This is a genomic window from Lentzea sp. NPDC042327 (assembly GCF_040647275.1).
Lineage (GTDB): Bacteria > Actinomycetota > Actinomycetes > Mycobacteriales > Pseudonocardiaceae > Lentzea.
Map to the genome: position 1 here is coordinate 670,413 of NZ_JBEZBX010000002.1, position 23,922 is coordinate 694,334.

The 23,922-nt window shown below is 70.9% G+C and carries 29 protein-coding genes; 17 read left to right on the plus strand and 12 right to left on the minus strand.

Annotated features, from left to right (window positions below; translation table 11 throughout):
- Window positions 1-275: 275 nt before the first annotated feature.
- Together AB0A63_RS07125 and AB0A63_RS07130 are read right to left on the minus strand one after the other, a co-directional pair.
- Complete coding sequence (locus tag AB0A63_RS07125) at window positions 276-1,142, minus strand: chromosome partitioning protein ParB (RefSeq protein WP_360386279.1); 867 nt, start codon at window positions 1,140-1,142, stop codon at window positions 276-278.
- Window positions 1,132-1,803, minus strand: coding sequence for a metallophosphoesterase (locus AB0A63_RS07130; RefSeq protein ID WP_360386282.1), 672 nt, complete (start codon window positions 1,801-1,803; stop codon window positions 1,132-1,134). Before AB0A63_RS07130 ends, AB0A63_RS07125 begins: the two co-directional genes overlap by 11 nt.
- Before the next feature lie 64 nt (window positions 1,804-1,867).
- Between AB0A63_RS07130 and AB0A63_RS07135 the strand changes: the two genes are divergently transcribed.
- Window positions 1,868-2,944 (plus strand): DUF2332 domain-containing protein, encoded by a 1,077-nt coding sequence (locus AB0A63_RS07135; protein WP_360386285.1) that lies wholly within the window; start codon window positions 1,868-1,870, stop codon window positions 2,942-2,944.
- On the opposite strand, the gene AB0A63_RS07140 is transcribed toward AB0A63_RS07135, so the two are convergent.
- The gene (locus AB0A63_RS07140) at window positions 2,928-3,305 is read right to left on the minus strand and encodes a hypothetical protein (RefSeq protein WP_360386287.1); all 378 of its coding nucleotides are present in this window, start codon (window positions 3,303-3,305) and stop codon (window positions 2,928-2,930) included. The genes AB0A63_RS07135 and AB0A63_RS07140 overlap by 17 nt on opposite strands.
- A 140-nt stretch (window positions 3,306-3,445) precedes the next feature.
- The gene (corA, locus tag AB0A63_RS07145; RefSeq protein WP_360386290.1) at window positions 3,446-4,519 is read right to left on the minus strand and encodes a magnesium/cobalt transporter CorA; all 1,074 of its coding nucleotides are present in this window, start codon (window positions 4,517-4,519) and stop codon (window positions 3,446-3,448) included.
- Between the two features lie 290 nt (window positions 4,520-4,809).
- Here corA and AB0A63_RS07150 point away from each other — a divergent pair, with 290 nt between their 5' ends.
- Complete coding sequence (locus AB0A63_RS07150; protein WP_360386292.1) at window positions 4,810-5,316, plus strand: MaoC family dehydratase; 507 nt, start codon at window positions 4,810-4,812, stop codon at window positions 5,314-5,316.
- Window positions 5,317-5,331: 15 nt separating this feature from the next.
- Window positions 5,332-6,327 (plus strand): DUF2332 domain-containing protein, encoded by a 996-nt coding sequence (locus AB0A63_RS07155; RefSeq protein WP_360386295.1) that lies wholly within the window; start codon window positions 5,332-5,334, stop codon window positions 6,325-6,327.
- 29 nt (window positions 6,328-6,356) lie between these two features.
- Here AB0A63_RS07155 and AB0A63_RS07160 read toward each other — a convergent pair whose 3' ends face one another.
- A complete protein-coding gene (locus tag AB0A63_RS07160; protein WP_360386298.1) occupies window positions 6,357-6,770 on the minus strand; it encodes an NUDIX domain-containing protein in 414 nt (137 codons plus the stop codon).
- A gap of 141 nt (window positions 6,771-6,911) precedes the next feature.
- Here AB0A63_RS07160 and AB0A63_RS07165 point away from each other — a divergent pair, with 141 nt between their 5' ends.
- The 4 genes from AB0A63_RS07165 (at window position 6,912) to AB0A63_RS07180 (ending at window position 9,223) form a co-directional block, all read left to right on the plus strand.
- Window positions 6,912-7,070 (plus strand): hypothetical protein, encoded by a 159-nt coding sequence (locus AB0A63_RS07165; RefSeq protein ID WP_170067890.1) that lies wholly within the window; start codon window positions 6,912-6,914, stop codon window positions 7,068-7,070.
- Between the two features lie 76 nt (window positions 7,071-7,146).
- Entirely contained in the window at window positions 7,147-7,707 is a 561-nt protein-coding gene (locus AB0A63_RS07170; RefSeq protein WP_360386300.1) for a PH domain-containing protein, read from the plus strand.
- Between the two features lie 36 nt (window positions 7,708-7,743).
- A complete protein-coding gene (locus tag AB0A63_RS07175; RefSeq protein ID WP_360386303.1) occupies window positions 7,744-8,601 on the plus strand; it encodes a PHP domain-containing protein in 858 nt (285 codons plus the stop codon).
- A 7-nt stretch (window positions 8,602-8,608) separates the two neighbouring features.
- Window positions 8,609-9,223, plus strand: coding sequence for a MarC family protein (locus tag AB0A63_RS07180; protein ID WP_360386305.1), 615 nt, complete (start codon window positions 8,609-8,611; stop codon window positions 9,221-9,223).
- A gap of 5 nt (window positions 9,224-9,228) precedes the next feature.
- Here the strand turns inward: AB0A63_RS07180 and AB0A63_RS07185 are convergent, their stop codons facing one another.
- Complete coding sequence (locus AB0A63_RS07185; protein ID WP_360386308.1) at window positions 9,229-9,531, minus strand: ArsC/Spx/MgsR family protein; 303 nt, start codon at window positions 9,529-9,531, stop codon at window positions 9,229-9,231.
- An 84-nt stretch (window positions 9,532-9,615) separates the two neighbouring features.
- Here AB0A63_RS07185 and AB0A63_RS07190 point away from each other — a divergent pair, with 84 nt between their 5' ends.
- A complete protein-coding gene (locus AB0A63_RS07190) occupies window positions 9,616-10,455 on the plus strand; it encodes a PD-(D/E)XK nuclease family protein (protein WP_360386310.1) in 840 nt (279 codons plus the stop codon).
- A 54-nt stretch (window positions 10,456-10,509) separates the two neighbouring features.
- Window positions 10,510-10,809, plus strand: a complete 300-nt coding sequence (locus tag AB0A63_RS07195; RefSeq protein WP_360386312.1) for a hypothetical protein — start codon at window positions 10,510-10,512, stop codon at window positions 10,807-10,809.
- Between the two features lie 206 nt (window positions 10,810-11,015).
- Here AB0A63_RS07195 and AB0A63_RS07200 read toward each other — a convergent pair whose 3' ends face one another.
- From AB0A63_RS07200 to AB0A63_RS07210, 3 genes are read right to left on the minus strand one after another with little or no spacing between them, the layout of a single operon-like run.
- On the minus strand, window positions 11,016-11,891 hold the full coding sequence (locus AB0A63_RS07200; protein ID WP_360386315.1) for an alpha/beta hydrolase: 876 nt from the start codon (window positions 11,889-11,891) through the stop codon (window positions 11,016-11,018).
- Window positions 11,892-11,899: 8 nt separating this feature from the next.
- The gene (locus tag AB0A63_RS07205; RefSeq protein ID WP_360386318.1) at window positions 11,900-13,231 is read right to left on the minus strand and encodes a hypothetical protein; all 1,332 of its coding nucleotides are present in this window, start codon (window positions 13,229-13,231) and stop codon (window positions 11,900-11,902) included.
- Window positions 13,232-13,236: 5 nt separating this feature from the next.
- A complete protein-coding gene (locus tag AB0A63_RS07210; protein WP_360386320.1) occupies window positions 13,237-14,940 on the minus strand; it encodes a DEAD/DEAH box helicase in 1,704 nt (567 codons plus the stop codon).
- Between the two features lie 265 nt (window positions 14,941-15,205).
- Here AB0A63_RS07210 and AB0A63_RS07215 point away from each other — a divergent pair, with 265 nt between their 5' ends.
- A complete protein-coding gene (locus AB0A63_RS07215) occupies window positions 15,206-15,850 on the plus strand; it encodes a ferritin-like fold-containing protein (protein WP_360386323.1) in 645 nt (214 codons plus the stop codon).
- Between the two features lie 43 nt (window positions 15,851-15,893).
- Complete coding sequence (locus AB0A63_RS07220) at window positions 15,894-16,118, plus strand: DUF3107 domain-containing protein (protein WP_053739329.1); 225 nt, start codon at window positions 15,894-15,896, stop codon at window positions 16,116-16,118.
- A gap of 60 nt (window positions 16,119-16,178) precedes the next feature.
- Here AB0A63_RS07220 and AB0A63_RS07225 read toward each other — a convergent pair whose 3' ends face one another.
- Window positions 16,179-16,493: a DUF4873 domain-containing protein gene (locus AB0A63_RS07225; RefSeq protein ID WP_360386325.1), complete on the minus strand. Its 315-nt coding sequence runs from the start codon at window positions 16,491-16,493 to the stop codon at window positions 16,179-16,181.
- Window positions 16,493-17,176 carry a TetR/AcrR family transcriptional regulator gene (locus AB0A63_RS07230; RefSeq protein WP_360386328.1) on the minus strand — a complete coding sequence of 228 codons (684 nt, stop codon included), beginning with the start codon at window positions 17,174-17,176 and terminating at the stop codon, window positions 16,493-16,495. The genes AB0A63_RS07225 and AB0A63_RS07230 overlap by 1 nt, the downstream gene beginning before the upstream one ends.
- Window positions 17,177-17,237: 61 nt before the next feature.
- Here AB0A63_RS07230 and AB0A63_RS07235 point away from each other — a divergent pair, with 61 nt between their 5' ends.
- Both AB0A63_RS07235 and AB0A63_RS07240 read left to right on the plus strand, forming a co-directional pair.
- Window positions 17,238-18,125: a diiron oxygenase gene (locus AB0A63_RS07235; RefSeq protein ID WP_360386331.1), complete on the plus strand. Its 888-nt coding sequence runs from the start codon at window positions 17,238-17,240 to the stop codon at window positions 18,123-18,125.
- Window positions 18,098-18,886: an alpha/beta fold hydrolase gene (locus AB0A63_RS07240; protein WP_360386333.1), complete on the plus strand. Its 789-nt coding sequence runs from the start codon at window positions 18,098-18,100 to the stop codon at window positions 18,884-18,886. The genes AB0A63_RS07235 and AB0A63_RS07240 overlap by 28 nt, the downstream gene beginning before the upstream one ends.
- Before the next feature lie 59 nt (window positions 18,887-18,945).
- Here AB0A63_RS07240 and AB0A63_RS07245 read toward each other — a convergent pair whose 3' ends face one another.
- Window positions 18,946-19,575, minus strand: coding sequence for a TetR/AcrR family transcriptional regulator (locus AB0A63_RS07245; protein WP_360386336.1), 630 nt, complete (start codon window positions 19,573-19,575; stop codon window positions 18,946-18,948).
- Window positions 19,576-19,702: 127 nt separating this feature from the next.
- Here AB0A63_RS07245 and AB0A63_RS07250 point away from each other — a divergent pair, with 127 nt between their 5' ends.
- The 4 genes from AB0A63_RS07250 to AB0A63_RS07265 all read left to right on the plus strand — a co-directional run bounded on the left by AB0A63_RS07250 (window position 19,703) and on the right by AB0A63_RS07265 (window position 23,893).
- A complete protein-coding gene (locus AB0A63_RS07250) occupies window positions 19,703-20,656 on the plus strand; it encodes an alpha/beta fold hydrolase (protein WP_360386339.1) in 954 nt (317 codons plus the stop codon).
- 40 nt (window positions 20,657-20,696) lie between these two features.
- Window positions 20,697-21,689, plus strand: coding sequence for a DUF3152 domain-containing protein (locus tag AB0A63_RS07255; protein ID WP_360386341.1), 993 nt, complete (start codon window positions 20,697-20,699; stop codon window positions 21,687-21,689).
- 79 nt (window positions 21,690-21,768) lie between these two features.
- Window positions 21,769-22,941: an adenylyltransferase/sulfurtransferase MoeZ gene (gene moeZ / locus AB0A63_RS07260; RefSeq protein ID WP_360386343.1), complete on the plus strand. Its 1,173-nt coding sequence runs from the start codon at window positions 21,769-21,771 to the stop codon at window positions 22,939-22,941.
- A gap of 154 nt (window positions 22,942-23,095) precedes the next feature.
- Complete coding sequence (locus tag AB0A63_RS07265; protein ID WP_360386346.1) at window positions 23,096-23,893, plus strand: TIGR02569 family protein; 798 nt, start codon at window positions 23,096-23,098, stop codon at window positions 23,891-23,893.
- Window positions 23,894-23,922: the final 29 nt, after the last annotated feature.

A 23,922-nucleotide genomic window follows, 5' to 3' on the forward strand; every position in this document is an offset into this window, starting at 1 on the left:
ACCCGCGTCGCCCGCGAGCCGTGTCCGGCACGCGGGCAGCGTTGGCGGTGTGCTCGGCCGCGACCGCCAGCCCGTGACCCGCCAGCCCACCACCAGCCTGGCCAGCGGCCAGCCATCCCGCCACCCGCCAGCCCACCACCCGCCCGGCTCGCGAGCCATTAGCCCGCCAGCCCGCCACCCGCCAGCCCGCCAGCCCACCACCCGTCCGGCCCGCAAGCCATTAGCCCGCAACCCAGCACCCCACGCCCCGCCCGCGCCCCCACACTCCCAGCCCGCTACCCGCGCGTCGGCCGGCCGGGCGGTCGTGCCTCCGCGCGGACGGCGTTGATCACCTCCGGGTCCCAGCGGTGCGTCCTGATCAGGCGGTACCGCTCCGCCGCCACCCACAGGTAGGCCTCGGCCTCGGTGCGGTCGCCGATCATGTCGGCCTGCCGCAGCAGTGCGACGACCGGCCGGTACTCCTCGGTGTACCAGCGGCGGGCGACCGTGGCGCGGTCCAGGAACTCGCCCTCGTCCTGCGACAGGCGGAAGCCCCACGCCTCCACGCACTCGCCGAGCTCGGCGTAGTCCCACGGGTCGGACAGGACGACGTCCGCGCGGGCCTCCCCGGTCAGCGGCACGCGGTCCAGGAACAGGCGGCGGTAGTCCTTCACGATCAGGTCGCCGCGGTAGCGGATGCCGGCCGCGTTGATCCGGGTGATCACCTGCGTCACGTAGGCGTCGATCGTGGACAGGCCCATGGCGTGCGCGACGGACACGCGGTGGTGGCCGTCGATGATGAAGTGCAGCTCGCCGATGCGGTACACCTCGATCGGCGGGACGTTCTCGCCGCGCCGGGCGGCCAGGGCGAGGCGTTGCCAGCGTTCGCGCACGCGGCCGGAGGTCGGGCGGAAGCGGCGGTCGAAGTCGCGGCCGCGGTCGACGCTGCCGACGATCGAGTCGAGGCGGATGTTCTGCAGGCCGAGGCGTTTCTCCGAGACCATGCCGAGGGCGTCCACGACCTCGTGGAACGGCAGCATGATGTTCACGTCGTCCGGCTCGCGGCGCAGCCAGGCCGCCAGGCGGGACATCACCTGGCGGCGGCGGGCGCGGGTGAAGTCGTTCTCGGCGTCGGCGAGGGGGAAACCGGTGTCACGTCTCATCGGGGGCTCCGGGGATCGTCAGCACCTTGTGCCCGACGACGTTGACCACGCGCGTGCCGCCCAGCAGGCGGTCGGGGCGCGGGACGCCGTGCGGGTGGATGTGGCCGTGCAGCAGGAAGCCCGGCTGCAGGCGGGAGACCAGGTCGTGCAGACAGGAGAAGCCGCGGTGGGGTGCGTCGGGCTCGTCGCCGCAGCCGAGCGGCGGTGAGTGGGTCAGCAGCACGTCCACGCCACGTCCGTCCCGCAGCCTGCGCCACCCGGCCAGCCGGGAGACCCGGCGGGCGCGGCGGGCCTGCTGCCGTTCCGTCCACTGGTTCGGACCCCTGTTGTAGCGGATCGAACCACCGAGGCCCGCGATCCGCAGGCCGGCGACGTCGACCACGCGTTCGTCCGCGTTCACCGCACCGGGTGGACCTGGCCAGCGGACCGGCACACCTGCCTTGGTCCACAGGCCGCGCACGTTCGAGTAGCCGGACAGGTCGGCGTCGTGGTTGCCGGGGACGAACACCAGCGGCTTGTCCAGGGCGTTGGCCAGGAACTCCAGGTAGTCGAACGGCAGGTCGCCCGCCGCCAGGACGAGGTCGACGTCCGAGTGCTGGTGCACCTGATCGGTCCACAGCTGTTCGACCACTTCGTCGGCCACCGCCAGGATTCGAGGCATTCCAGCAGCGTAATGACGCTGCGCCGGGATGACGCGGGACAGCGCTGCCACTAGCGTCGACGGCGTGCTTGCCGAGCTGTTCGCCGCGGCCGCCCACGGGTGCCGCGACCGCAGTCCGCTGACCCAGCGACTCCTCACCGACGCCGCCGAGGACCTCCGGCGCGGCGGCGTCACCGCGCGGGTCATGGCCGGTGCCGAACGCGACCGCGAGGGCAGCGTGCCCGGCCTGCGGTTCGCGGGTGCCGTGCACCGGCTCGTCCTCGAAGGACGCGCGCCCGCGCTCGCGAAGCACTACCCGTCCGTCGGCGGCCGGCCCGACCTGCCGCGGCTGTGGGAGGACGCGCTGCCCGCCCTCGACGAGCACGCCGACCTGCTGCGGCGGCGGGTCGGCGCCACGGTCGTGCAGACGAACGAACCCGGCCGCAGCGCGCCCCTCTACGGCGGCCTGCTGGTCGCGGCGCAGGAGGCGGCCAGGGCGGCGGGCCGGCACGTGCCGTTCTGCGTGCGGCTGCTGGAGGTCGGTGCGAGCGGCGGGCTCAACCTGCGCCCGCACCACGTCGGCTACCGGCTGCCGGACAGGGTGCTCGGCGACCCCGGCAGCGCCCTCGTGCTCGACCCGGAGTGGACCGGCCGCCCGCCCGCCGACCTCGGCCACCGGCTGCGCGTCGTCGGGCGCGCCGGCTGCGACCTCGACCCGGTCGACGTGTCCACCGAGGACGGCCGGCTGCACCTGAGCTCGTTCGTCTGGGCCGACCAGCTGCGGCGGTGGAACCGGCTGCGCGCCGCGCTCGACCTCGCCGCGGCGGACCCGGTGCGGGTCGACCGGTCGGCGGGCCCGGAGTGGCTCGCGCGGCAGCTGGCCCGCGCCGAACGCGACGTGCTCACCGTCGTGTGGCACTCGGTGGTCTGGCAGTACGTCTCACCGGCCGACCGGGCGATGGGCAGGGCCGTGCTCGCCGACGCGGCGGCGAGGGCGACGCCCACGGCACCGCTGGCGCTGCTGGTGTTCGAACCGCGCCGCGAGATCGACTACAGGTTCGCGCTGATGCTCAAGCTCTGGCCGGCCGGGATCTCGCTGTGCCTGGGCGTCGGCGAGGGCCACGGCATCCCGTTCACCTGGAACGTCACCCCGTGGGAGTGACCACCAGGTTCACGACGTACCGGCCGTCCCTCTCCTCGACGGGTGCCGTGAACTCCGACCGCGTGCCGTAACGGGTGTACTGCACGACGACGGCGCCGTCGCGGTAGAACCCGCCGTCCACGCGCGCTGTCGCGAAGTGCTCGACCGTCGACTTCGCCACGTCCTCGCCGCCGACGGCGAGCAACGGCTGGAGCCGGTGGAAGTCGTTGGCGCGCAACGCACTCGTCACCTCCGCCGCCAGCTCCTCCGGCGTGTCCCCACCGGGTTCGGACCAGGTCGCGATGGAGACGAACACCATCGCGAGCCAGCCGACGGCGAAGACGAGGATCCAGAAGCGCAGGTTGCGCAGCCGGTCGTGCACGTCAGGGCGTTCCGGAGATCAGCACGAACACGGTGGTGATCCAGCACAGCAGGAACGCGAGGATCCAGAACCGGATGTTGGTCAGCAGCCTGGTCATGACGGGGCCCTTCTACAACGAAGAATGCGTGCGAAATCAGGACTCACAGCCAGCGATTTCGGCGCAGTATTCGGTAGAGCGTCAGGCAGGCGATGAGGACCAGGCTCATCACCAGGGGGTAGCCGAACTTCCACTTGAGCTCGGGCATGTAGTCGAAGTTCATGCCGTACACGCCGACAACCATGGTGGGCACGGAGATGATCGCGACCCACGAGGTGATCTTGCGCATGTCGGTGTTCTGCTGCAGCGTGATCTTCGCGAGCGTCGCGTCGACCAGCGTGGTCAGCAGCTCGTCGAACGCCGTGACGCGTTCGGAGACCTCGGTGAGGTGGTCGTCGACGTCGCGGAAGAACGCCCGCACCTGCTCGGGGATGAGCGGCGTGTAGCCCTCCGCCAAGCGCCGCAACGGGTTCGCGAGCGGCATGACCGCGCGGCGCAGCTCGACGACCTCGCGCTTGAACATGTAGATCTGCTCGGCGCTCACCTCGGTGCGCGGCGCGAAGACCCGCTCCTCCATGCGGTCGATGTCGTCCTCGATGTGGTCGGTGACCTCGAGGTAGTTGTCGACGACCTGGTCGGCGATCGCGTGCATCACCGCGGCGGGGCCGATCTCCAGCCGCTCCGGGTCGTCCTCCAGCACGTGGCGCAGCCGGGAGAGGCCGGAGTGGTTGCCGTGCCGCACGGTGATGACGAAGTCCTTGCCCAGGAACACCATGATCTCGCCGGACTCGACGATCTCGTTGGCGGTGTCGGGCGACTCGTTCGTCACGTAGCGCACGGTCTTGAAGACCATGAAGAGCGTGTTGTCGTAGCGCTCCAGCTTCGGGCGCTGGTGCGCGTGCACCGCGTCCTCGACGGCGAGCTCGTGCAGCCCGAACGTCTCGGCGATGCCCTCGATCTGCTCGGCGTCCGGCTCGTGCAGGCCGATCCAGACGAACCCGTCCTTGCGCTTGCGGACCTCCTTCACCGCGTCGGTGTGGGTCCAGCGGCCGGGCAGGCGCTTGCCGTCGACGTAGACCGCGCAGTCGACCACGTAGTGCGACAACGGCACGGAGATGTGCGGCGGTGCGGGGCGCTGCTGCGCACCGCGGCCGCGGATCGAGGGCAGGCTGGGCATGGTGAGTTCCTCCAGGGCCACACGTCGTCGAAGATCGTGAACACGACGGGCGTCCTGACCGGGAAAGCTCGAACCGCCTAGAACTGGAACGATCTAGCGGGCCACCTCGGTGAGGACGCGCTTGGTACTGGCAGGGTGGGGGTCCTTGCTCATTTAGGGGTCCTCACCTCCTCGGGGCGAAGTCGTCGGTGGTGGAAATCCTCACACACCGGTTGCCGAGACTACTCCCCCTCCCATAACACTGTCTCCCCACCTGGGACAGATCTCGATCACACGTAGTTGGAGGCGCGGTGCAGTTCGGTCGGTACTACGAGGAGTTCGAGGTCGGAGCGGTCTACAAGCACTGGCCCGGCAAGACGGTGACGGAATACGACGACCACCTCTTCTGCCTGCTCACGATGAATCACCACCCGCTCCACATGGACGCGAACTACGCGGAGAACACGACGGACTTCGGCAAGAACGTCGTCGTCGGCAACTACGTCTACTCGTTGCTGCTGGGCATGTCCGTGCCCGACGTCTCCGGCAAGGCGATCGCGAACCTGGAGATCGAGTCGCTGCGGCACGTGAAGCCGACGTTCCACGGCGACACGATCTACGGTGAGACCGAGGTGCTCGACAAGACGCCGTCCAAGTCGAAGGACGACAGGGGCGTGGTCTACGTGGAAACTCGCGGCTACAAGCAGGACGGCACGGTCGTGTGCATCTTCAGGCGCAAGGTCATGGTGCCGAAGCAGTCCTACGGCGAGGCCCGCGGTGGCGAGCAGCCCGGGCGCCCTGAACCTGCGGCGGACTGATTGTGGGGTAGTGAAGTGACTTCTCTGGACCTGGCACGACAGCGCCTGCGCGAGTTCGGCCTGGAGGCGGCGGCGACCTCGCCGCTCTACGAGCACCTCGCGTCGCGCGCCGCCGAGGATCCGGAGGTCGCCGACCTGCTGACCGCCGCCGGCGAGGAGCACGCCACGGGCGAGCTCCTCCTGGCGGCGGCGCACCGGCTCGTGCAGGCCGAGCCGTTCCACCGGCTCTCGAACTACTACCCGTCGCTGGGCGGCACCTACGGCGCGGACGAGAGCACGTGGCCGCTCTTCCGGGACTTCCTGCTGGAGCGTTCCGAACGCGTGCGCGCGTTGGTCTCCACCCAGGTGGTCCAGACGAACGAGGTGCGCCGAGCCGCGTTGCTCTACCCGGCGGTGGCCGCCGCGGCCAAGCAGGCCGGCGGGCCGATCGGGCTCGTCGAGGCCGCCACGACCGCGGGCCTGCTGCTCGGGCTCGACCAGTACTCCTACCGCTACCAGACAGCCGAGGCCGGCCAGGTCGTCGCCGGGCCCGCCAAGGCCGCGCTGGGCCTGCACTGCGCGCTGGAGCTCGCGCCCGGTGCCGTCCTGCCGAAGCTGCCCAAGGCGGTCAAGGTGGCCGCGAAGGCGGGGATCGGGGTCTCGCCCGCCGACCTGGCCGACGAGGACGCCTACGCGTGGCTGGAGGCCTGCGTGTGGGCCGACCAGCCGGAGCGGCTGCGGCTCTTCGGCGTCGCGTCGGGGGTGTTGCGCAAGAACCCGCCCCGCCTGGTCGCCGGCGACCCGGTGACCGACCTCGCGAAGGCGGCCGACCCGATCGACGCGCCGCTCGTGGTCGTCACCAGCGGGTCGGGACTCGACCTGGTGCCCGCTTTGTCCACTTTGGGCAGGGACTCCTGGTGGGCGGCGCACGAGGAGGGTGAGGTGCGCCTCATCCGGGTGCGTGACGGCGAACCCTCCAGTGCGACCCTGGCGACGACCGAGGCGCACGGGCAACGTCTCGTTTGGCGCTGAAGGCCGCCGCCCGTTCGTGTGAACCCCGATCAGGTCCTGGGCAGGCAGTTCCAGCCGGAGAGCGTTTCCACGAGCCCTTCGGCGGTCCGAAGTGTGGCCAAGGTCGCACTGTCCACCCAAGCGACCTCCGAGGCGTCGTCGCCCGCTCGGAGCACACCCGACCTGACCTGGCACTCGTAGTCGTGGATGAGGAAAACCCCGTTCGGGGCCGGTCGCTCGACGCTGCCGACGAGGTGACCAACCGTGACCACCAAACCGGTCTCCTCCAGCAGTTCCCTGGTCACAGCAGCCTCATCCGCCTCACCCGGCTCCACGCGCCCACCCGGTATCGACCACAGGCCCTCACCTGGTGCGTTGGCCCGTCGCACGAGCAGCAGTCGCCCGTTCGAGTCATGCACGACGCCGCCGACACACCGGATCATGCCCCCGCTGCTCCCCGTCATGATCACGAAGCGTAGTCACACCGGAACGGCGGTGCGGTGGACTACCCCAGCTGCGGTACAAATCTCCCAAGGCGATCGGTCGTGCTGTACAACGGTCACGAACGGCGCCAAACGGGTGCGAACGCGGACGGGGTGGACACCGTGAACTTGAAGAAGATCCTCACTTTCGCCGGTATTGCCTTGCTGCTGTTCTTCCTCATCGCGGAGCCCCAGCAAGCAGCGCAGCTGGTGCAGAACATCCTCAACTCGCTCCGCACTGCGGCTGAGGCCCTGATCACCTTCGTGCGACAATTGTTCTAGGCTCCCCGGCTCCCGCTGGGAGGCCAGGAGCAGGGCAGACAGGGCACTGGCTGGTACCAGGAAGGGCTGGTAGCGCATGTTCGCACCACGTGATCCAGACGACTACCTGCTGTCGAGTGAGCGTCGGGTCATCCGGGTGCGCAGGCACTGGTCGTACCTGATCTGGGACGTGCTCGAAGCGGCGGCACTGCTCGCCGGCTTCATGATGATCTCGTACCTGCTCCCGGCCAACGCCGGAGTGATCCAGAACGTGCTGTGGTACGGCGCGCTGCTGGTGCTCCTGCGGCTCGCCTACTTCATCATCGAGTGGTGGGTCGAGCGCATCGTCGTGACCGACAAGCGGTTCATGCTGACGTCGGGCGTCTTCGAGACCAAGGTCGCGATGATGCCCATCGGCAAGGTCACCGACCTCACCTACGAGCGCACGGTGGCCGGCCGCATGTTCGGCTACGGCACGCTGATCGTCGAGTCGGCCGGTCAGATCCAGGCGTTGAACCGCCTGGAGTTCCTGCCCGACCCGGAGGACGTCTACGACGCCATCTCGGAGCTGACCTTCGGCGACAAGAAGGCGCAGGCCGAGCGGTTCTCGATGATCAAGGCGCAGCGGGCTGCCCGCGGGAAGAAGATGGTCCCGTAACACGGGCTGTGCACCACGTCGTCCACACTGGACGACGTGGTCATCGATCTGCACACCCATTCGTCCGAGTCCGACGGCACCGACAGCCCCGCCGAGCTGGTGAGGGCGGCGGCCAGAGCCGGGCTCGACGCGGTGGCCATCACCGACCACGACACCTCGGCCGGCTGGGCGGAGGCCACGGCGGCGCTGCCACCCGGCCTGCGGCTGGTGCGCGGCGCCGAGCTGTCGTGCGAGTGCCCTGACGGCTACGGCCGCACGATCACGGTCCACCTGCTGGCCTACCTCTACGACCCGACGCACGCGGCGTTGATGGTCGAGCAGTCGCGGCTGCGCCAGGAGCGCAGGCAGCGGCTGCAGAAGATGGCCGAGATGATGCAGGCCGACGGCTTCCCGGTCGACCCGGTCGACCTGATGCAGCGGCTGCCGTTCGACGCGCCGGCCGGTCGCCCGCACCTCGCGCAGGCGCTGATCCGCGCCGGGGTCGTGGCGTCGGTCGACGAGGCGTTCGCGACGTTCCTCACCGGCGGCGCCTACTACGTGGGCCGCACGGACACCCCCGTCGAGCGCGCGATCGAGATGATCACCGAGGCGGGCGGCGTGACGGTGCTGGCCCACCCCTTCGCCCGGTCGCGCGGCCCGGTCGTGGCACCCTCGGTGGTCGAGTGGCTGGCCTCGATCGGCCTGACCGGTGTCGAGGTCGACCACCCCGACCACGACCAGGAGACGCGGGCGGCGCTGCGGTCGCTGGCCGGGTCACTGGGGCTGCTCGTCACCGGGTCGAGTGACTACCACGGCACGAACAAGACCGTCCGGCTCGGCGCGGAGACGACGGCGCCGGAGGTGCTGGATGCTCTGGCCGAACGGGCGACGGGCGGCAAGATCCTCGTGGGGTAGGTGACTCGTGTTCAACGTGCGGCTCTTCATCGAGGCCACGATCACGCTGCTGGTGATCATGGACCCGCCCGGCACCGTGCCGGTGTTCCTGGGGCTGGTCGGCCGCAAGTCTCGCGACGCCCGCAAACGCGCCGCACGGCAGGGCGTGCTGGTGTCGTTCCTGGTGATCACGCTGTTCGCCGTCGCGGGCAACTCGATCCTGGCCTACATGCACATCGGCATCCCCGCCCTGCAGGGCGCGGGCGGGCTGCTGTTGCTGCTCATCGCGCTCGACCTGCTCACCGGCAAGGGCGCGACGAACCACCCCGAGGTCGAGGACGTCAACATCGCCCTGGTGCCGCTGGGCACGCCGCTGCTGGCCGGGCCGGGTGCGATCGCGGCGACCATCGTGTTCGTCCGGCAGGCCGACGGGGCGGTGGGCTCCTACCTGGCGCTGGCCGCGGCGATCGTGGCCGTCCACCTCGTGCTGCTCGGGACGCTGCGGTCGGCCGGGCTGCTGATCAAGGTGTTCAAGGAGAGCGGAATCCTGCTGATGGCCAAGATCGCCGGTCTGCTGCTGGCCGCGATCGCCGTACAGCTCGTCGCGTCGTCCGTGCAGGGTTTCATCACGTCGGGCGTCTAGCGCTTCTACCGTTCGATGTGCGCCTTGTCGCCGTCGATGAGGATCGGGCGCTCGATCAGGCTCGGGTTGGCGACCATGTGCTCGATCCACTTCACGCGGTCGTGCTCCAGGGTGGCGGGGTAGGCCGGTTCCTTGGTGCGCGCGATCTCCCACGGCTCCTTGCCCAGCAGCGTGAGGACGTGGTCGAGCTCCTCCGCGGTCGGGGCGTCGTCGAGGTAGCGGCGTTCGGTGTACTCGACGCCCTCGTCGTCGAGGCGCTGCTTGGCGGCGCGGCTCTTGGAGCAGCGCGGGTTGTGCCAGATCTCCATGCCGTTCATCTTCCGCGAACGCACCGCCGCCCGCGAAGCAGGGGCAATCCAAAAATGTCAGGGTGACTGAGTAACTTGGTTGGGGTGGAACAACTCGGCTTCGACTTCGGCACCGCGGCACCACGCCGGCTCGTGCGCGTCACGCCCGCGAAGCTCTCGACGTGGACGAGCTGCCGGCGCCGTTACCGGATGACGTACCTGGACCGGCCCACTCCACCGAGGGGCGGGGCCTGGGCGCACAACACGCTCGGCGCGGTCGTGCACAACGCGTTGAAGGCGTTGTTCGACCTGCCCGCCGAGAAGCGCACGCCGGACCAGGCCGTGGCGCTGGTGAACCGGCAGTGGAAGTCGGAGGGCTTCCGCGACGCCGAGCAGGCCGCTGAGTACCGGGCCCGCGCCGGCGGGTGGGTGCACGACTACGTGGCGGGGCTGGACGTCGACTTCGAGCCGCTGGGCGTGGAGCGGTGGGTGTCGTCGCCGACCGAGCGGATCGTGGCCGAGGGGCGGGTCGACCGGATCGACCACCGCGACGGCGAGCTGGTGATCGTCGACTACAAGACCGGGCGGCACGTCCTGGACGCCGACGACGCCCGCGGCTCGCAGGCGCTGGCGCTGTACGCGCTGGCCGCGCGCCGCACGCTGCGCAAGCCGTGCCGCCGCGTCGAGCTGCACCACCTGCCGTCGGGGTCGGTGGCGGTGTGGGAGCACACGGAGGAGTCGCTGGCCCGGCACGTGCGGCGGGCCGAGGAGGCGGCGGACGAGATCGACCTGGCCGCGGAGACGTTGAAGGCGGGCGGTGACGAGGACGTCCTGTTCCCGCCGCAGACCGGAAGGCAGTGCCAGTGGTGCGACTTCCGGCGCAGCTGCCCGGAGGGGCAGGCGGCGGCACCGGCCATCGAGCCGTGGTCGCTGCTGGCGCCGTGAGACCGCCGGCGGCCCTCCGGCCGCGGGTGATCGGGGACCCGTAGGGTGGCTGAGGTGGAAGTCGAAGCAAAGCGGCCGGCGCGGATGAGCGGAGTCCTGCGCGCCGTGAGCGGGGTGCTCGCGGTGGGCCTGGTGCTGCTCGCCCTGGGGAACATCGGCGTCCAGTTCTACGCGAACTCCCGCGACCTGCCGGGCCCCGGCGGACTCTCGGTGACCGCGCACGTGGTGGCCGCGGTGCTCGTCATCGCGGGCCAGATCGTGGCCGACCGCTACGCCGACTGGCGCGCACCGGTGGCCTCGCTCGCGGTGCTGGCGGTGTCGGGGGCGACGCTGTGGACGTTCTGGTGGGCGTAGGGGGCTGGGCTCGGGCCTGAGAGCTTGAGCGTCGGCGAGGAGCACGGCGGGTGCGCGGACTGGGCGGCGCTGCTCGCGTTCGTCCTCTCGGCGGCATCGCGAGCGGCGGCACCTGCCGCGAGGGCCCGGTCTGCTCCGGTGGGTTCGAGACCGTCACGCTCGACGTGACGGCCACCGACCGCGCGTTCCGGCTGGCCTTGTGCTCGTCACGGGGCCAGCCAGGCCCGCCAGGTCGGCAGCAGCGTGGCGATGAGCTCGTGCGGTGCCTCGGTGTTCGGGGAGTGCATCACGCCCGGCAGCACCGCGAAGTCCGCGTCCAGCCGCTCGGCCATGTCCCGCTGGACGGCCGGGCTCCACGCGTCGTCGGCGTCACCGCACACCACCAGCGCCGGCACACCGGACGACCGCAGCGCCCGCGACAGCTTCGCGACCTGGTCCGGTTCGGAACGCAGCCCGTTGCCCATGCCGAGCAGCGCGGCGGCCGGCGACCTGAGGAAGCGGTTGCGGTAGAAGTCCTTCAGCTCCTGCGGCAGCGCGGCCCACGCCGGGTTCCGCGACGACCGCAGCTCGTTCAGCCGCTGCGTGCCCTCGACGCCCTGCTCGGCCAGCACGTGCTCGCCGACCTCCAGCACCGAACGGCGTTCCCCGGCGGGCAGCTCGGCCGGACCGGACGACATCAGCGTGAGCCCCGCGACCGGTGCGCCCGCGAACACCGCCGCACGCGCCACCAGACCGCCGTAGGAGTGGCCGAGCAGCAGCACCCGGCGGCCCTCCGCGGCGATCTTCTCGACCAGCTCCGCCACGACCGCGCCCAGCGGGCCCGGCCGGTACAGCGCCTCGTCGTCGGGACCGGCGGAGTCCTGCTGGCCGGGCAGGTCGATGGCGACCACCTCGAACCCGGCGTCCGCGATGGGGTCGAGGATCGGGCAGAAGTCCTCTTTGGACCCCGTGTACCCCGGCACCAGCAGTGCCGTCACCCGCAGCGCGTCGTCGACCGCCGGCGCGCGCAACGCCGCGATCGTGCCGTAGCGGCCGGGGAGGTCGACGCGTGCTGCCCGGTGCGGGCTGATCTGCGAGTACACCTCACGAACTATCGCAGCGCCACCAGGGTTTCGCCACGCTGCTCGAGGACCACGGGTCCGGCTGTGGCGAGCTGCACAGGGCCGGTCCAGCCGTCGCGGTTCACCCGGATCGTGCCCACCAGCGCGCCCGTGGCCTGCTCGTACACCCGCAGGCCCTCGCGCACCGGGACCAACGCGCGCCCCGCGAGCGTGGTGCCGGCACCGGACGTGGCGTCCGCGGTCCACTGTGGAGTGAGCGAGTCCTGCGCCAGCGCGACCGTCTTGGAGCCGCTGAACCAGAACACGTTCGTGGCCGTCGTGAACGACCGCGCCACGTGGCGCGGCGGGTCGGTGAAGTCGGTGGAGGGGAGGTCGACCGGCGCCTCGGAGACCTGCGAGCCGGTCTCGGCGTCGAACACGACGATGCGGCCGGGGTCGGGCAGCGCGACCGCGACCAGCCGGTCGGTGACGGCGACGACCTGGGCGTTCTTGCCGCCGGTCAGCACGCTCGCGAACACCTTGGGCTCGTCGGACTTGTCCGGGTTCGGCTTGAGGACCGTGATCCGGTCGGAGCCGTCGTCCGGGCAGCGCTCCACCAGCGCCACCCGGCCGGACGTGACGGCCATCGAGCCGTAGGAGCAGCCGACCCGCGGCTGCTTGCCCGGGTTCACGATCGCCCGCAGCGCGCCGTACTCCATCGAGCGCACCAGGTCGTCGCGGCGGTAGACCTCGACGAACCGGTCGCCGGTCGTGATGAGGTGCGAGCCCTCGTTCAGCAGCGCGGCACCCGGTTCGGCGTCACCCGTGCGCTGCGCCTTCCGCTCACCGCTCACCCCGTCGAGCGAGGTGAGCTCGGAGCAGTTGGTGCCCTTGGAGTACAGCGCCATCGCGCGGCCCCAGCCCGTGCCCACCACGCACAGCGGCAGGTCACGGGTGTAGCTCCAGCGCGCGTCACCCGTCAGCGGGTCGCGCCCGGTGACCTCGCCGCCGTCGCCGGTCACGACCGTCGACGGCTTCTCCTCGCCCGTCTCCTTGAGCTGGGTCTGGACGACCACCGGCCACGGCGTCGCACCGCTCTTCGCGCGCCAGACCTCGCCGAGCGTCGGCGGCAGGGCGGCCACCTCGGGCAGCTGCGGCCAGGTGGACGGCCCGGTGACCGACGTCGTGGCCCGTGCATCGCTGAACGCCCAGGTCAGCACGGACGCGACAACCGCGGCGACCGCGATCAGCGCGACCGCGACGAAGTCGGCGCGGGTGCGCCAGGACCTGGCACGCGGACGTTCCTCGACGGGCGCCGGGTCGTGCTCGGGCTCGTCGAGGACGTCCTCGACATCGGTGACGTCGGAACCGGGGGTGGACATGGTGATCAGTCTGCCGAAGGAGCGGCCTGTTCGGCAGAGGTTCGACGACGACGGCGCCGGCGCGGCTTGTCCGACGCGGAGCTCTCGGCGGCCTCGGCGGGTGCCTGCGCCTCGGTCTGCTCGCCCGCGAGCGACACGCCACCGCGGCTGCGGGTGCGCGACCGGGACCGCTTCGGCCTGGTCTCCTCGGCCGCCTCGGGTGCGGCCTGCTCGCCCGCGCCCTTGGTGCCGGTGCGGCGACGGCGCTTGCGCTTGCCGTCGTCGAGCTTCTCCTCCTCCTCGGCGTCCAGACCGGCCCGCGTGCGGTGGCTGAGCGGCAGCCGGCCCGTGGAACCGGACGGGATGCCCAGGTCCGCGAACAGGTGGTCGCTCGTGGAGTAGGTCTCCAGCGGCTCGTCCTGGCCCAGGTTCAGCAGGTCGTTGACCGACTTCCAGCGCGCGGTCTCGTCCCAGTCGACGAACGTGACGGCGACACCCTCGCGACCGGCGCGACCCGTGCGGCCGATGCGGTGGACGTAGGTCTTCTCGTCCTCGGGGCACTGGTAGTTGATGACGTGCGTCACGTCGTCGATGTCGATGCCGCGGGCCGCGACGTCGGTGGCCACCAGCACGTCGACCTTGCCGCTGCGGAACGCCCGCAGCGCCTTCTCGCGCGCGCCCTGGCCCAGGTCACCGTGCACGGCGGCCGCGGCGAACCCGCGCTCGGTCAGGTCGTCGGCGACCTTCTGGGCGGTCCGCTTGGTCCGCGCGAAGATCATCGACAGGCCGCGGTCGCGCGCCTGCAGCACGCGGGCCAGCATCTCCGGCTTGTCCATCGAGTGCGCCCGGTACACGAACTGCTTGGTGCGCTCGTGCGTCTGACCGGCGTCGTTCTCCTCGGCGCGGATGTGCGTCGGCTGCGTCAGGAACGTGCGGGCCAGCGTGATGATCGGGCCCGGCATGGTCGCGCTGAACAGCATCGTCTGGCGCTGGTCGGGAACCATGTTCAGGATGCGCTCGATGTCGGGGAGGAACCCCAGGTCGAGCATCTCGTCGGCCTCGTCGAGCACCAGCATCCCGACCTTGCCGAGCACCAGGTGGCGCTGTTCGGCCAGGTCGAGCAGGCGGCCCGGCGTGCCGATGACCACGTCGACGCCCTTGCGCAGCTGTGCGATCTGCCGCTCGTAGGGGATGCCGCCGTAGATCGCGGTCACGCGCACGCCCAGGTGCTTCGCCGCGGCGGTGAGGTCCTGCGTCACCTGGAGGCACAGCTCACGGGTGGGGACGACCACGAGGGCCTGCGGGGTGCCGTCGCCGGGCGTGTCGAGGCGGTGCAGCAGCGGCACGCCGAACCCGAGGGTCTTGCCGGTGCCGGTGCGCGCCTGGCCGATGACGTCGTCACCGGCGAGCGCGATGGGGAGCGTCAGCTCCTGGATGGCGAACGTGCGCTCGATACCGGCCTCGCCGAGCGCCTTGACGATCTCGTCGCGCACGCCGAGCTCGGCGAACGTGGGGGAGTCGGTGCGCACCGGGGCGTCGGCCTGCAGCGGGTGCGACGTGTCTTCGACGGGGACGGTCTCGCTGTGCTCCAGGAGAACCGGGTCCAGATGTGCTTCTACTTCAGCGGTCAGGGTGATCAGCCTCTCTCGTACCAGCGCGCACTCAGCCCTGGCCGGGCCTCTCGACCGCGCTCTCCGATGGAGCTGCGGGAAAGGTGTGCACGCACCCATTCGCGGCGCCTGCCCAGGAACGACAGGGGTCACAGCGTGGTCGTCACACTCGTCACGCCGGGCGCCTGTTGCACATTCTACCTGGAAAGACGCCTTTGACCACCTGCTACGCCGAACACGACCGGCACCGGGGCCTGCCGGGACCGCTCCCACGCCTGACGAGCACGTGCTGGGGGCACGCGGCGGGTCCGTTCGGAGCAGGCCGAGCGCGTGACGGGCGGCGTGACGGGCGGTGGGCACCGGTCGCGCCACTAGAGTTCGGGCCATGGGTGTTGCGGAGGGTGTTGTTGATCTTCTTGGAGCGCTGGCCTACGGCGAGCTCTCCGCCTTCGACCGGATGACGGAGGACTCCCGCTCGGCGCCGACGCTGTCCGGGCGTGCCGCGCTCGCGCAGATGGCCGCCGCGGAGATCGGGCACTTCACGTTGCTGCAGAAGCACCTGGCCGAGCACGACCTCAGGGTCGAGGACGCGATGGCGCCGTTCGTCACCGGGTTCGACGCCTTCCACGAGTCGACGAGCCCCAAGTCGTGGCTGGAGTCGCTGGTGAAGGCGTACGTGGGCGACGGCCTCGCCGCGGACTTCTACCGCGAGGTCGCGGCGTGGCTCGACGACGAGCCGACCCGCGAGCTGGTGCTCGCCGTGCTCGCCGACACGGGTCACTCGGCGTTCGCTGAGCGCGAAGTCCGGGCCGCCGTGGAGTCGGATCCGCGGGTGCGCGACCGGCTCGCGCTGTGGGGCCGCCGGCTGCTCGGAGAGGCGTTGACGCAGGCCCAGTACGTGGTGGCGGAGCGGGACGGGCTCTCGGAGCTGATCATCAGGGGGTCGGGGGACCTCGCTGGGATCGGTCAGCTGTTCCGCCGTCTCCAGCAGTCGCACGCGCGGCGCATGACGCAGCTGGGTCTGGGCTAGGTAGGCTCGGCCGTAGATTTTTCTCTTGAGCACGGAGGTCAGCGTGGAGGTCAGGATCGGCGTCGCGGACAGCCCGCGGGAACTCGTCGTGACCAGTGAGCTCAACCCGTCCGAGGTCGAGGCTCTGGTGGCGGACGCGGTGTCCGGCAAGTCCAGCGTGCTGTCGCTGGTGGACGCCAAGGGTGCGCGGTTCGTCGTGCCCGCTGGCCGCGTCGCGTACGTGGAGATCGGCCCGCAGGACTCGCGCAAGGTCGGGTTCGGCGCCTGAAGCACGGTCGACGAGAAGGGCCCCGGTCATCGCGACCGGGGCCCTTCTCGCTGTTCGGCGTCAGTGCCCGGCGGGCTCTTCGACCCGGTAGGGCGGCGTGGAGGTGCCGCCGACCCGGTACCGGCCCCACGGGTCCTGGTCGGTGAGCGTCCCCTCCGCCTGCCCGGTGGGGGTGCGCAGCAGCGCGGTCCGCGCGCCCGCTTCGACCCGGTTCGTGACCTCGTCGTTCTTCTTCACGCGGCCGTACCAGTGGTAGCGGCCGTCGATCGGCTGGAAGTAGCCGCGCAGCTCGACCTCGACCGCGACCTCCTCCTCCCCGAAGACGAGCGTGGCCGCGCCGGTGTAACCCTCTTCGTCGTGGTCGTGCTCGCTCATCAGTCCACCAATCGCAGCTGGGTGAGGGGCTGTTCGGGGTCGATCTGGATGCCGCCCGCGCGCAGCAGGCCGTCGATGGCGTGCCAGATGATCGTGGCGAGGTAGTCGCTGAGGTTCGCGCGGGACATGGTCTGCCGTTCGAGCCACCAGTCGCCCGCGTTCTGCACCATGCCGACGAGGCCGTGCGCCCACGGCTCGGCACCGCCGGAGTCCATGTCGAACGCGCGCAGGTAGTCGCCGAGGATTCGGGCCAGCGTCGCGGCGATGAGGTTCTTGTCCTCCTGCGCGACGTCCTTCTCCACCGGGCGGTCCACGAACGAGCCCTTGACGACGAACCGGTAGAGGTTCGGGTTCTCCTCGATGACCGACAGGTAGGCGTCGACGATCCGCTCGATGCGGGCGCGGATCGGGCCGTCGGCGGCGAGCGCGGGCCCCATCCGCTCCATCAGCAGCTCGGTGGCCTTCTGGCCGACCGCGAGGTACAGGTCCGACTTGTCGGTGAAGTGCCGGTACAGCACGGGCTTGCTGACGCCCGCCTCCGCGGCGACGTCCTCCATGCCGACGTCGGGGCCCTTCTTGGCCACGACGGCGATCGTGGCCTCCACGAACTCCGCCCTGCGCTGCTCGCGATGACCCTTCCACCGCTCACGTCGCGCGTCCGGCCCCTTGACAGTGCGTGCCATGTGACGCACGCTACCAGAAGTAACCGTTACCTCAAGTAACACTTACCGGGGAGGGCAACCGATGAGGGTCGCCGATCGGGAGAAGACGGCGGAGAGGCTGCTGAAGTCGTCCGCGGAGAAGTTCTACGACCCGGAGGTGGACATCGACTGGTCCGCACCGCTGGTCGACGGTCTCTTCTACATCCCTGAGCAGCGCATCTCGCTCTACGGCACACCCCTGTACGACTCGCTGACGCACGAGCAGCGCATCGAGCTCTCGAAGCACGAGCTGGCCTCGATCGCGTCCGTCGGCCTGTGGTTCGAGCTGCTGCTGATGCAGATGCTGGTGAAGGTCGTCTACAACTCCGATCCCACGACCCGGCACGCCCAATACGCCCTGACCGAGGTGGCCGACGAGTGCCGCCACTCCACGATGTTCGCGCGCCTGGTCGAACGCGTCGGCTGCCCGCCGTACGGCCCGGTCAAGCACACCCACCGCCTCGGCAAGCTGCTGCCGGCGATCGGCTACGGCCCCGCGATGTACGGCTCGATCCTGGTCGCCGAGGAGATCCTCGACCGCCTGCAGCGCGAGGCGATGAACGACGAGACCGTGCAGCCGCTCGTGCGGATGGTGAACCGCATCCACGTGCTGGAGGAGGCCCGCCACGTCCGGTTCGCCCGCGAGGAGCTGCTGCGCGGCATGGAGGGCCTGCGCGGCTTCGAGAAGCCGTACCAGAAGTGGCTCATCGGCTACGTCTCGATGATGATCACCCGCACGATCGTCAACCCGGACGTCTACGCGGCCGTGGGCCTGGACGTGCGCGAGGCCCGCCGCCAGGCGCTCGCCAACCCCCGCTTCCAGGAGACCATCCGCTGGTCCGGTGAGCGGATCATGTCGTTCCTGCAGGAGGCCGGACTCGTCGGAAAGCCGGGGATGCGCTCGTGGCGCCGCTCGTTCTTGATCGCCTGAACGTCGTCACGTCGGGGCCCTCGTCCGCCGGCGTGACCGCCGTCCTGCTGCACGGCTGGACCATGGACCTCACGACGTGGGACCGCGTCGCCGAGGCGTTGCCGGGCCGGGTCGTCCGCTACGACGTGCGCGGCCACGGCCGTTCCCCCGGCGAGGGCCCGTCCCCGACCCTGGCGGAACTGGCCGACGACCTCGCCGCCGTGCTGGCGGAGCACGCCCCCACCGGCCGGATCGTGCTGGCCGGCCACTCGCTGGGCGGCATGACCATCATGGCGCTCGCCGAGTCCCACCCAGAACTGTTCGCGCGCGTCACGGGGGTGGCGCTGATCGCCACGTCGTGCGGGAACCTCCCCGCGGTGAACGCCGTCGAGCGCTTGGCCGCGAAATGGCTGGTCACACGCCCGAAGATCGGGTTCGGCCGGGTGCTCGCGCCCGGTCTGCGCGTGACCTTCGGCCGCCGTCCCCGGTGGTCCGACGTGCGCGCCGCCGCGGCCATGGCGGGGAACACGACCGGGACCGCGTTCGTCGGCCTCCGCGAGGAGCTCACCCGGCACCAGCGCCGGGAAGCGCTCGCGGTGCTGTCGTCCGTGCCGACTGTGGTGATGGCCGGGTCCTGGGACCTGCTGACGCCGATGCGGCACGCGCGGGCCATCGCCGAGGCGCTGCCGTCGGCGGAGTTCGTGATCTACCCGAAGACCGGGCACATGCTGCCGCTGGAACGGTCGGAGGACGTGGCGCGACGCATCGCCGCGCTGATGTGAGCTTCGCACTCGGTCGAACGGCCCCTCGCCCGCGTGGGTGAGGGGCCGTTCGCGTCACGTCAGTGCTGCAGCGGGAACCCGCCGCCGATCCCGCGCCACGCCAGGTTGGAGATCAACGCCACCGCGTCCTCCTTCGGCACCCGGCGGTTGTCCGCGAGCCACGACCGGGCCGTGACCTGCGACAACCCGACGAGACCGACGGCCAGCAGCCGTGCGCGCTCCGGGTCGAGGCCCGCGTCGGCCGTGATGGTGTCCGTGATGGCGTCGACCGAGTCGGTGGTGGCGCGTTCGACCGCGGACTGGACCGCCGGTTCGGAGCGCAGGTCCGACTCGAAGACCATGCGGAAGGCCTGGCCCTCGCCGTCGACGAAGTCGTAGAACGCGGCCACGGCGGCGCGGACGCGGAGCTTGTTGTCCGTCGTGGAGCCGATGGCGGTGCGCACGCGGCCGACCAGCTCGTCCACGTGGGACTCGAGCAGGGCCATGTACAGCTCCAGCTTGCCCGGGAAGTGCTGGTACAGCACCGGCTTGGACACGCCCGCGCGTTCCGCGATCTCGTCCATCGCCGCGGCGTGGTAGCCGTTGGTGACGAACACGTCCTGCGCCGCTGCCAGCAGTTGCGCGCGGCGTGCGGTGCGCGGCAGTCGAACGCCCCTGCCTGCGGGTGCGCTCTGCGCCGTCTCCGTCATGGTGCCTCCAGCACTGGTCATCACTGCCGTCGGGTCGAGCGCCGGCCGACCGCGGCGTGGCCAACCTTACTCGCTGGTAGCCCACTTGAGGGAACCATCTCCCGCCCGGTTCCCGCATCCTGGGGAGATGAGCACGCTGATCCCCGCCCCGCTGTCCACGGCCGAGCTGCCGCCGCTGGACACCGACCAGCCGCCCTGGCCGGGTGAGTTCTGCCGGATCGACGACCACGAGGTGCACGTCAGGGTCACGCCGGGGAACGGGCCGCCCGCGGTCTACGTGCACGGGCTCGGTGGGAGCGCGACCAACTGGACAGACCTCGCGGCGCAGCTGCGGGACCACGTCAGCGGCTCCTCGATCGACCTGCCCGGCTTCGGGCGGTCGGAGCCGATCCCCGGCTACGACTTCAGCCTCGCCACGCACGCCCGCACGGTCATCGGCTACCTGGAGACCCGCGGCGAGCCCGTGCACCTGTTCGGCAACTCCATGGGCGGTGCGATCTCGGTCATCGTCGCCGCGACCAGGCCGGACCTGGTCCGCACGCTCACGCTGGTCTCGCCGGCCGTGCCCGACCTGCGGCCGCGCCTGGACCGCATGTCCGACCCGCGGATGGCGCTCGCCGTGCTGCCGGTCATCGGCGCGAGGGTGCGCCGCGAGCTCGCGAAGCTGACGCCGCACGACCGCACCCGGCAGATGCTCCAGCTCTGCTTCGCGGACCCGAGCATCGTGCCCGACAACCGGATCGAGGAGTCGATCGCGGAGAACGAGGAACGCGCGCGGCAGCGGTGGGCCGGCCGGGCGCTCAACCGCAGCACCGTCGGGTTGATGACGCACTGGCTCACGCCGGGCGCGAAGTCGCTGTGGCGGTTGTTGCCGCAGGTCCAGGCGCCGACGCTGGTGCTGTGGGGCGAGCACGACCGGCTGGTCAGCGTCCGCAAGGGACCCCGCACGGCGCAGCTGCTGCCCAAGGGACGACTGCTCGTGCTGCCCAACACCGGGCACGTCGCCCAGATGGAACGGCCCGCCACCGTCGCGAGGGCGGTGCTGGGCATGTGGGAGGCGGTCGACCGGCACTCATGGTGACGAACGACGGCCATACAGGGGGTGTGGGACCCTGGGCGACGTGAATCGCGCCCCCGAGCGAGGACGAAGTGCTCCGCCCGCAGACCGCTACCGCCGTGGCGCGCGGCGGACCAGCGCGGAACCGCTCGCCGCCGCCTGGGAGCCGGAGGGCACCGGGCGGCTGCAGCGACCCCGCAGGCCCGGTGGCGTGAAGCGGCTCGTCTCCCACTACGGCTGGCGGATCTACGCGATCCCGGTGCTGGTCGTGCTCACCGCCCTCGTGGTGCTCGACACGGTCCAGCCGAAGACGCCGTCCGGCGACGCCGGGGGCACCAACGGCGCCGAGACGCCGGTCAACCCCGTCGAGCCGCCCGCGACCGAGGTGCAGGGGCAGAAGCCGCAGCTCAACATCCCCACCGCCGAGCTGCCGCCGGGCCCGGACTTCTCGCAGGACGGCGTCGGCACGTTCAAGGCCGTGCCGGGCAGCGGCCCGCGCGTCGGCGAGGCGAACGCGGCCAAGTTCCGCCGGTACGCGATCGCCATCGAGGACGGCGTGCGGCCCGCGGACTACAACGACGACGCGGCGGCGTTCGGGCGCACGGTCGAGGGCTTCCTGTCCGACCCGCGCAGCTGGATCGGCACGAAGACGGTCGCGCTGCAACGGGTCGAGGCGAACCAGAACCCCGACTTCACGATCATCCTGACCAGCACGAAGACGACGCACGCGATCTGCGGCAAGGAGATCCCGTTCGAGACGTCGTGCTACGACAACCAGAGCAAGCGCGTGATCATCAACGTCGCCCGCTGGGTGCGCGGCGCCATGGTCTACAGCCGCGACCTGTCCGGGTACCGCAACTACGTGATCAACCACGAGGTCGGTCACGCCCTGGGCAGCGGCCACGCGGCCTGCCAGGAGACCGACGCGCCGGCCCCGGTGATGATGCAGCAGACGTTCGGCGTCTCGAACGACTTCGTCGCCCAGCTCAACGCCGGTCTGGACGTGGTGCCCGCCGACGGCAAGGTGTGCAAGCCGAACGCGTTTCCCGCTGGGTGAGACGGCTTTCCAACGGGGAAGAGTCGAGGCAGGGTAGACGTTGTCTCGGACACGGAGACATTCGTCGAGGAGGACCAGCATGGCGCTTCCGCCGCTCGTTGAGCCAGCCGCGGAGCTGACCAAGGAAGAAGTCGCGCGCTACAGCCGGCACCTGATCATCCCGGACGTCGGGGTGGACGGGCAGAAGCGGCTGAAGAACGCGAAGGTGCTCGTCGTCGGCGCGGGCGGCCTGGGCAGCCCGGCACTGCTGTACCTGGCCGCGGCCGGGGTCGGCACGCTCGGCGTCGTCGACTTCGACGTCGTGGACGAGTCGAACCTGCAGCGCCAGGTCATCCACGGCCAGTCCGACGTCGGCCGCCCCAAGGCCGAGTCCGCGCGCGACTCGGTCGCGGAGATCAACCCGTTCGTCAAGGTCGTGCTCCACCAGGCGCACCTGAACTCCGAGAACGCGCTGGAGATCTTCCGCGACTACGACCTGATCCTCGACGGCACGGACAACTTCGCCACGCGGTACCTGGTGAACGACGCCGCGGTGCTGCTGGGCAAGCCGTACGTGTGGGGCTCGATCTTCCGGTTCGAGGGCCAGGTCAGCGTCTTCTGGGAGGACGCGCCGAACGGTCAGGGCCTCAACTACCGCGACCTCTACCCGGAGCCGCCGCCTCCCGGCATGGTCCCCTCGTGCGCCGAGGGCGGCGTGCTGGGCGTGCTGTGCGCGTCGATCGGCTCGATCATGGTCACCGAGGCGATCAAGCTGCTCACGGGCATCGGTGACCCGCTGCTGGGCCGCCTGATGGTCTACGACGCGCTGGAGATGTCCTACCGGACCATCAAGATCCGCAAGGACCCGGAGTCGCCGAAGATCACCGAGCTGATCGACTACGAGGCGTTCTGCGGTGTCGTGTCCACGGACGCTCAGCAGGCCGCCGCGGGCAACACGATCACGCCGCTCGAGCTCAAGCACAAGCAGGAGTCCGGCGAGGATTTCCTGCTGGTGGACGTCCGCGAGCCGCACGAGTACGAGATCGTGAAGATCCCGGGCTCGGTGCTCATCCCGAAGGACAAGATCCTTTCGGGTGAGGCGTTCTCGGAGCTGCCGCAGGACAAGCCGCTCGTGCTGCACTGCAAGTCCGGCGCCCGGTCCGCGGAGGCGCTCGCGGCGCTGCACAAGGCGGGTTTCTCCGACGCCGTGCACGTCGGCGGCGGTGTGCTGGCGTGGGCCCGCGAGGTCGACCCGAGCCTGCCGACGTACTGATCCCTCCTCGCTCGACGGCGTCTGCAAGTACTGCCAACCACCCTGTCGGTGGTACTTGCAGACGCCGGAGCAGGGGACCCGAACGTGGTGACGTGAAAATCGGTCGTGTCGTGGTCCACCACCCGGACGGTCCAGCCAGGTAGCGTGCCCAGCCGTGACCCGCAGTCCCGAACCGCCCCCAGCGCACGTGCGTGCGGCGTTCGGGGCACGTGACGCCGAACCAGAGCTCATCGACGGCGGCCCCGCGTGGCGGTGTGGCGACGCCACGATCCGCCCGGCGCCCCGGCCCGCCGAGGCCACCTGGATCGCCAAGACCCTCGACAACCTCGACGTGCCGAACCTCAGGATCGGCCGCCCGCTGCGGTCCACCGACGGCCGCTACGTCGTCGGCGGCTGGTCGGCCACCAAGTTCCTCGCCGGCCGCGCCGAGGCACGCCACGACGAGGTGATCGCCGTCGCCCAGCGCCTGCACCAGGCCACGGCGGACCTGCCCAGACCCCGGTTCCTCGACGCGCGCACCGACGTGTTCGCCGTCGCCGACCGCCTGGCGTGGGGCGAGGAGGACGTGCCGCTCGACGCCGACCTCGGCGGCCGGCTGTTCGAGCTGCTCGCCGAGGTGCAGAAGCCGATCAACCTCAAGCCGCAGGTCGTGCACGGCGACCTGTTCGGCAACGTGCTGTTCGCCGGCACCGCGCCGCCCGCGGTCATCGACTTCGCCGCGTACTGGCGGCCGGCCGAGTGGGCTGCGGCCGTGGTCGCGGTGGACGCCGTCGCGTGGGGCGGCGCGGACGCCGGCCTGTTCCACCGGTGGAGCCACCAGGCCGAGTGGGAGCAGGCGCTGGTGCGGGCGGTGCTGTACCGGCTGGCCGTGCACGCGTTGCACCCGTTGTCAACGCCGCGGTCGTTTGCGGGCTTGGAACGAGCTGCTCACCACGTGACCGAGCTGCTCTGAGCGGGCCATTTTCCCGGCCTGAAACATTG